The organism is Halomonas stenophila, assembly GCF_014192275.1.
Lineage (GTDB): Bacteria > Pseudomonadota > Gammaproteobacteria > Pseudomonadales > Halomonadaceae > Halomonas > Halomonas stenophila.
On sequence record NZ_JACHXR010000012.1, the window covers coordinates 108,716 to 117,040 of the forward strand.

General features: G+C 62.9%; 6 protein-coding genes. All 6 read left to right on the plus strand.

The features are described 5' to 3' along the window. The first annotated feature begins 26 nt into the window (after positions 1–26). Positions 27–875 (plus strand): DUF4123 domain-containing protein, encoded by an 849-nt coding sequence (locus FHR97_RS16710; protein WP_183384935.1) that lies wholly within the window; start codon positions 27–29, stop codon positions 873–875. A 12-nt stretch (positions 876–887) separates the two neighbouring features. Beyond that, positions 888–4,361, plus strand: a complete 3,474-nt coding sequence (locus FHR97_RS16715) for a toxin VasX (RefSeq protein WP_183384936.1) — start codon at positions 888–890, stop codon at positions 4,359–4,361. A gap of 14 nt (positions 4,362–4,375) precedes the next feature. Next, a complete protein-coding gene (locus FHR97_RS20400; RefSeq protein WP_246404103.1) occupies positions 4,376–5,500 on the plus strand; it encodes a hypothetical protein in 1,125 nt (374 codons plus the stop codon). A 127-nt stretch (positions 5,501–5,627) separates the two neighbouring features. Further along, positions 5,628–5,909 (plus strand): type VI secretion system PAAR protein, encoded by a 282-nt coding sequence (locus tag FHR97_RS20635; RefSeq protein WP_183384937.1) that lies wholly within the window; start codon positions 5,628–5,630, stop codon positions 5,907–5,909. A 1-nt stretch (position 5,910) separates the two neighbouring features. Then, positions 5,911–7,980, plus strand: a complete 2,070-nt coding sequence (locus FHR97_RS16730) for a type VI secretion system Vgr family protein (protein WP_183384938.1) — start codon at positions 5,911–5,913, stop codon at positions 7,978–7,980. After that, positions 7,977–8,288, plus strand: a complete 312-nt coding sequence (locus tag FHR97_RS16735; RefSeq protein WP_183384939.1) for a DUF4123 domain-containing protein — start codon at positions 7,977–7,979, stop codon at positions 8,286–8,288. Before FHR97_RS16730 ends, FHR97_RS16735 begins: the two co-directional genes overlap by 4 nt. The last annotated feature ends 37 nt before the right edge of the window (positions 8,289–8,325 follow it).

Consider the following 8,325-nt stretch of genomic DNA (forward strand, 5'->3'; position numbering starts at 1 on the left):
ATCTCGGTTGGCCTGAGGTCCGGAACGTGTTCCTGCTGCTTGATGGTGTTCGCGTGAAAGATCTAGCCCGGCGCCTCTACGAGTGGTCAGAAGGCGATCTGGAGGCCGACTTGCTATACGCTGGCACGCCTTGGTCCGATGTTGCTGAGGTGTCGCCATGGCTGGTGCAGCTCAAGGGGCCTGGCGATCCGATCTTCAAGCAGTTCATCAGCCAGGGGGCCGAGGAGGAGTGGGGGTTCCTGATCACCAGTTCGGCCGGACTCCTCGAGGTGGCGGACCATCTGCGCGAACTGATTCAGGTGCGGCATCCTGCGGGCCTTCCCATGCTGCTGCGCCTAGCCGACCCGGCGGTCATATTGGCGCTACTCTCGGATGGCAGCTCGCCAGAGTGGGCGCCCTGGGGCCCCATCGAGCGGTTGATATTGCCGGATGCTCTGAAAGAAGCCTGGCTGGAAAGTACGCCAAAGGATAGCAGCGAGCATGTTCGAGCCGTCGATGCATTGGATTATCGGCTCTCGGAGTCGCAGTTGGCAGACCTGGAGGCATGTGACCGGCGACGAGACATCCGTCAACTGATGGCCTTCGTCGATCAGCACTACGACGGCTGGTTGACGGCAGCGCATCGTGCACAGCGCCACGCGCAGCTGGCCGGCATCGTGCAGGAGGCGCGAGAGCTGGGATTGACCGCCCCTCGGGAGTGGGCCCTGTTCTGTACTCTGATGCAGCGCCTCGGGATTACCTCCTGGCAGCAGGCTGAAAACAGGGATGCGTGGATGAACCTGTTGCAAGATCCGGGGCAGGGTAGCGCTATGGCACGCCTCGAAGCCGCCCTGGGGGCCGCTTCAGCATCATCACGGATTGACGTTACGACATAGGGAGAATGTCACATGGCTGCGTTCGAGCGACCCGCCGATGATCGCAATGACGCTGCACTGGCGGCGTATGAAATGTCGAGCCGTGGCAGCGAAGAAGGGGCTACCTGTCCGCTGCTGACGGGTGAGGTGCAGTTGCTGCCCTTGCGCTACGGCCTGGTCGAGGAACTCGAGCCCGGAGTGGCGACCCCTTATACGCTGACGGCGCGGCCACTGGGCATTCGTCTGCTGCGTAACGGCTATCTCTATGTCCTCGATGGTGAGAGCCTCCAGCTCGACGAGTACGAGTTTCGCGATTTCGGCAACACCATTACTGGCGGTAAGCTCGAGTACGAGACCGACCGCACACTTTACGTCTGTTTCTCCGAGGTGCAGTGGACCGCCACAAAGCGTTCTCAGGTGACGGAGAGCGAAGAAGATCGGGATGCCTTTATGCAGGCAGTCGACCTCGCAGGCGCTGACCCTGTCAGCGGTGGCGGCCAGCATCTGATCACCACGGCCCAGGCCGAAGAGTGGGTGGCCGAGTTCGCTGAGGATGCCCAGCTCGAGGTTCCCGAAGAAGGCTACGAGCAAGAAGCAGAGCCTTACCTGTGGGAAAACGAGCCTTACTATCACAAGTCGCGGCTCGGCAAGCTGCTCAAGCAGCATGGCGTCGAGGATCGTTGCGAAGCCCTGTGCCTGATCGTGCGCGACGATATCGGCGTGATGCGTGATCTCGCACAGTTCCAGGATGAAGTCGTGGGCTGGGTGGAGGACTGGGCCACGGGAGGTGAGGGTAACACCGAGCGGGATTACCTGCTGGCCTGCTACATCGAATCGCTGTCCCAGCTCAAGGACAACTCGCTGGACGACCTGCGCCAGGTCTCGGAGGATCCAGACGTTCAGGCCATGTGGGATGACGTCGCCGCGATGGAGGAACCCCGCCAGGGCGAGGTGCGACAGAGCCTGCTCGATTTCCTTAATCGGGATAGCAACACGGGTGAGTTACCCCATTCCTATGACCCAGACTTGCCCGAGGATCTTAAGGGGCGCCTGCAGGAGATGCGAAGCGAGGCGGACCGCGCCAATGCCCGCGACATTGCCTATCGCCTGCAGGAAGAGGTGCGCCGTTATTATGTCGAGGATAGCCTCAGCGACAGCCTGGGGCGTGACTTCGTGGATCAGCATAGCGATGCTCTGCTTTCCATGAAACGACAGCATAACGAGCGGCTCAAGGCGCTGCTGGAAGGCAGCCAGATTGGAGAGCGGGGCATCAATGAGCTGATCGATCGCGAACGCATGGATGCATTTCTCGCCGAGCAGCGTCCGCGGCTGCAGCGCTGGAATACTACCCTCGACGCCCTGTCCGACGATCGCGCCGACATGCTGTGTAGCAATCGCTTTCACACCGCCGCCTGGTACTTCGATGCGCAGGATGAGCAGCAGGTCAAGGAAGGTTTCTCGGCTCAGTATGGATGCTTGAAGGATATCTGCCGCAGCGACGAGGCGACCGAACGTGTCGCCAACTGGCTGGAAGAGGCCCCGTACTACGATCGGCCGCTGTTTCATACCCTGTCGCTCGCCGACCAGAGTGACTTCATTGGCCAGTATTCGACGATCACCAATGCCGGTTACGGGACCGTGCTCAAGGCCAAGGACCTGTGGGATAAGCTCAACTCGGTCGAGTCAGGACGACTGCCGGCGGTGGATCAGCTATCCGAGGAAACCCAAGTCATCGCCGAAGGGGCTCATCAGCCTTTCGCGCCGGCGATCTCGCGGGGCATTGCCCAGGTCATGGACGAGTTCTACCAGAGCATCGACCGTGACACGGTGCCCGACTTGGATGAGCTGTTCCGGCGCCTGCCCAAGGCGCTGCCCGCGCGGATTCTAGATTCCGCAAATAGGACGGGGGCCACATTCATCGTGGCCTCGCGCGAGGAGCTGGATAACTTCCGGCGCACCATGCAGCGCGTCCTGGCGCTGCGGGAAGAGCTCGACGAGATTCGCAAGCGTCGCAATATCGTCAAGGCGAACGCTGGGCATTCTTCCCCTGAAGCGAAGGCTCTACTCGAGAAGTTCAAGCGCATACGCCAGGAGCTGCAGACGGTACACGAACCGAAACTCGCACAAGCGTTAAGCCCAATTGAGGAGCTTCCCGAGGATAGCGTCCGTGTCGCCGGTGCCGCCCCGGGGCGCGCCGGCCTGACGCTGGTGTTGCCGGCGGCGCAGCAGGCCGAAGTGGGTGGCTTGATCCGTAACATTCGACAAGGGGTTGCGGCGGCACCCAAGGCAAGCTTGGTCGGGGATGGGGTGGGGCTGTTGGTGTTTGCTGCTCAGCTATCCACATTAGTTGAAACGTTTAGTCAGTACCGAGCACGTCGAGGTACTGATCAAGCTCTGACACTTCTTGATTTGGGTAAGGTTATTGCGGCAACAAGCTCTGCAGGACTTCTTGCAGCTCAGGGAATCATGGATACCGCTCTTGTCGCCAGGTCGAAAGCTCTTGTAAATGCCTTGGATGCTTCAGGCGCCCAAAGCGTGGCTAGCTCTTTGGGTAAACTCCACGCTTTCCTCGGTTTCTGGACATACGTTTTTGGTTCCGTTGCTTCCTACTCGAGTTTTCAAAATCGTCGGAGTGATTGGCAGGAAGCAATACGCAACGGCAATCCGCAAGCCCAGAGTGCTGCCATGGCCAGTGTGGTAGGTGCCGGAGGCATGCTGGGGGCCAATGCCTATGGGCTGGCAAACACTCTACGTGCTGGGGCTTCAGTGGCCTTCCGAGGCGTTGAATGGGCCGCCGCTGGTGCCCGCCTGGGAAGCGTGTTCTGGCGCTTCAACCTCGCCGGAGCTTTGTTTACTGCGCTCGAATTGGGAGGAAGCTGGCTCTATAACCGTTACAGCACCAGCCGCCATGATGATTGGCTGCTCTCTACTCCTTGGACTCAAGATGCTGAACAAGCCCGTGATGACTCGCTTGAGACGTATCAGTCACGGCTACAGGAAATCTCTCAAGCACCCAAGCTTAACGTCAGCATCGAAGAATACGATAGTTGGTGGAAGAATCGTTTGGAAGGCCCAAAGTCAGTGGACTTTGACCTTAGCTTCTCTTCCATTGGATTGAAGGATATGACCGCGCCCTTTGGGGGTACACCGCCATGCATTCTGTCTCTGGCTTGCTATCAGGTGCGCTCGAATACTGGGCCCGGGCCTCGGGAATTCTGGTCTCCGGTAAATGATCGAGTCGATGGTAAGCTTCAGCAAGAGGATGGTCAGCCGTTAACGTTCGCCTTTTCCAGGCCAGAGCCGGAAGGCTCATTAGACTGGCGCTCTTACGATATCGTCGTGGCGATTCGGCTTGAGAGCCTGAGTAACGACGGCCAATACCGACCCACTGACTACCATATCCGGGTCTCCCTGGCCGGCGGCGAGGGCGTCTATACGCCATCGGAAGTGACCATTCGTGGTGAACCGACCACTTGGCAGCGTATTGATCCCCTTCTTTTTACTTGATTCAAGGTATTATCATGGCAGCCAACAAGCCCCAGACGCCACGTCCAGATATGACTCAGCCCCAGCGGGCCGGAGATATCGAGTCATTTCCAGGTGGCAAAGTCAGCTACCTTTCACCGGCTCCACTACCCACGGGATCGGCACCCGTGGACTTTAATCAGGCCATCGGTGAAGTCAACGATGCCTATCTGGACTTCGGGGGCAGCCTGCCTACACCTTTTACTTGGCAGTTTACCTTGGGAGGGCCTTTTACTAGTTTCTTAATCATGTCGGTCATATTCCCGTTGTTTTCTGCGTCAATGACTTCGACTCCAGCGTACCCTTTTTTAAGTGAGCTTAAGGTCTTCTTTCCTTTTTTTTTCGAGATGGGGGCTTGGGCGGGGGGGCTTAGCCTAGCCTTAGCCTTATTTATTAAGGCCCAATACCACTTCAAGTTCCGCAATGATGTTCCCACCCGTTTTCATCGTCAGCGCCGCGAGGTTGCGTTTGCGCCGGGCGGCGGTAAACCGCCGATCATCGTGCCCTGGGAAAACGTAGCGGCCTGGGTGACCCAGGCTCAGGGCGCCACTCAGTACGGCGTGCAGCGCCAGTATGGCCTGGGGCTTGGCTTCATCGATCCCGAAACAGGACAGCAGCACTTCCTTGAGCTGCCCCAGCCTGGCCTGCCGCTGGCGATGGGGCTGTGGGAGTCGGTGCGCGCCTACATGGAATACGAGGTACATACCCGCGAGGAGATTCAGGACCCCAACGGCCTAAATCGCCCCGGCGACCCGCCCTACGAGGGCGTACATACCTTCCATAACGCCCGCCGCCGTCTGCATCGGCGCCATCGCGACGGCGAGATAGGCCTGTTCAAGGTTTCCATGTGGTACCTGTGGCACATTCTCGTCCTGTGGACGATTCCCTACCATCTCGCCGAATGGGAGATCAGCGCCATCCAGAAGGCTGGGCGCAAGACTCTGCCGGCGAGCCTCGATGAATGGTCGCAACCGATTCCCAGGGAGCAGTGGGCCAAGCCCAGCGAGGAGCTCGTGCGCCTCTCGGCGGAGGTTCGCCGGCGTCAGGCCCAGCAGCCCAACCGGCCCATTACCGCCATCTTCGCCGAGGTCTATGCCGAGGAAACGACGCTCTCGGCTTGATGGGGCAGGCGTGGTCCTAGCCTCAACCGAGGCACTGATTTCACTAAAAGATACATCGCACGGCAAGGACGCAGTGCCCATCGATTCTCGCCAGGGAAGGTGCGCTGCCGTCTGCCCCGGCGGTAGCGTGGCCAGATGGACAGGCTGCGATCTCGGCTCCGACCACGAGGGCTTTCCCCCCACGCCGGTGACCGCCGGCAGCCCCACGGTGATGATCGACGGCAAGCCCGTGGCCCGCCAGGGCGACCCCCTGGCGCCCCACGACAAGCCGGACCACGGCACCCACCCGCGCGCCATCGCCGGCGGCTCGGGCAGCATCCTGGTCGACGGCAAGCCGGTGGCGCTCACCGGCCATGCCGTGGACTGCGGCGGCGTGGTGATCGGCAGTGCCAGCGGGGAGGGCAGCTGACATGGCCGACCGCAGCGGACTGCAGTTCACCCTGAGCCTGGCGGGAGCCGGTGAGGCCGAGCTGGCGGTGATCGACTTCACTCATGAGGAGGCGCTCTCTTCGCCCTTCCACCTGCGGGTGCGCTTCGCCAGCCGCTCGCCGGACCTCTCGCCGGAGGCGCTGCTCGACCGCCCGGCGAGCCTCACCGTGTGGCAGGATGGCGTGGCCCAGCGCCGGGTCCACGGCATCGTCGCCGAGTTCGGCCGCGGCGACCGCGGCCATCGCCGCAGCCACTACGAGGCGGTCATCCGCCCGGCGCTATGGCGCCTCTCGCTGCGCCAGAACTCGCGGATCTTCCAGCGCGTCTCGCCGCTGACCATCCTCAACACCCTGTGCGAGGAGCGTGGCCTGACCGATGTGGCCTTCGCGGTGACCCGCGAGCCCGAGGAACGCGAGTACTGCGTGCAGTACCGCGAGACCGATCTCGAGTTCGTCGAGCGCCTGGCCGCCGAGGAGGGGCTGTTCTATTTCCATGAATTCGAGGACGCCGACCTCGGCGCCCACCGGCTGGTGTTCGCCGACGATCCCCAGGTGCTCGCCGGGCTCGGCGAGCGCACCTATCACCATCGCGCCGGCGGCAGCGCGCCCAAGCGCCACCTGCGCCGGCTGACCCAGACCGCCCGGGTGCGCCCGGCCCGCGCCCAGCTCAAGGACTACAGCTTCAAGCAGCCGGCCTATGGCCAGCTTCATGATCACCAGGGCCAGCGGCTGGAGCAGCACAGCCAGCGCGAAGACTACGAGCACTACGACTACCCGGGCCGCTACAAGGCCGACGCCTCGGGCCAGGCCTTCACCCGCCACCGCCTGGAGCACCTGCGCCACGACGCCCTGACCCTCGACGGCGAGAGCGACCTGCCCGAGCTGTCGCCGGGCACGCGCTTCAGCCTGGCCGATCATGATGTCGGCGATTTCAATCGCGGCTGGCAGATCATCGGGGTGGTCCACGAGGGCGAGCAGCCCCAGGCGCTGGAGGAGGATGCCGTCGGCGTAACCGTCGGGGACCGTGACGGCATGACCCGCTATCACAACACCCTCACGCTGACCCCGGACGACACCGCCTGGCGCCCGGCGCCCCGGCCCAAGCCGCGGGTCGACGGTCCCCAGGTGGCCTTCGTGGTCGGCCCCGAGGGCGAGGAGATCCACTGCGACGAGCACGGCCGGGTGCGCTGCCAGTTCCCCTGGGACCGCTACGCGGCGCCGGACGAGACGGCCAGCGCCTGGCTGCGCGTCAGCCAGGGCTGGGCCGGCGGCGGCTACGGCATGCTGGCGATCCCGCGCATCGGCCACGAGGTGATCGTCTCCTTCCTGGAGGGCGACCCGGACCAGCCGCTGATCACCGGGCGCACCTACCATGCGGTCAACACCCCGCCGTATCCGTTGCCGGAGCACAAGACGCGCACCGTGATCCGCACCCAGACCCACCAGGGCGAGGGCTTCAACGAGCTGCGCTTCGAGGACCAGCACGACCAGGAACAGATCTGGCTGCACGCCCAGAAGGATCTGGAGCTGCTGACCGAGAACGACCGCACCGAGGAGATCCGCCGCGACAGCCACCTCAAGGTCAAGCGCGACCGCATCGAAGAGCTCGACCGCGACGACCACCTCACCGTGCACGGCGAGCGGCGCACCCGGGTCGACGGCGACGACCACCTCAGCGTGGGCCAGACCCGCCACGAGAAGATCGGCCGCGCCCAGCTCGTCGAGGCCGGCAGCGAGGTGCACCACAAGGCCGGCATGAAGGTGGTGGTCGAGGCCGGCGCCGAGATCACCCTCCAGGCCGGCGGCAGCTTCGTGAAGCTCGACCCCAGTGGGGTGACCATCGTCGGCCCCAGCGTCAAGATCAACTCCGGCGGCAGCCCCGGCAGCGGCACCGGGCAGGGCGCCCAGGCGCCGAAGTTGCCGGGGGAGGCGGCGGAGGAGACGCATGAGGCGGTCGAAGCGCCCCGTCAGGAAGCCGTCCTGAGACAAGAGATGGCCACGGTACAGCTCTGCAAACCGTCGAACAACGGGCAGGGAAGCGGCCAGGCATGAGCGCATGGTCGGTGACTCGGCCACCGGTGCCCGGTGATCGGAAGGGGGAGCGCCTCTTCGTGCTGCTGGACGGTGTTGCCATGGAGCCGCTGGAACGCTGGCTCTACGAGACGCATCCCACGCCGGTTTATGAGCCGCTCTACCTCGATACGCCGCTGGCGGAGTGCCGGGCGCTGTCGCCCTGTCTGGTCGAACTGGAAGTGGGCAGTCCGGTACTCGAGCGCTTTATCGATGAGGAGGCCGCCCGGGAGAGCTATGGTGATTTCTGGTGTACGGGAGGAGGTAGGAAGGGTGGCGTATCCTGTTGATTGATCACGACCAAGATCTCAATCAACACGAGCGGAT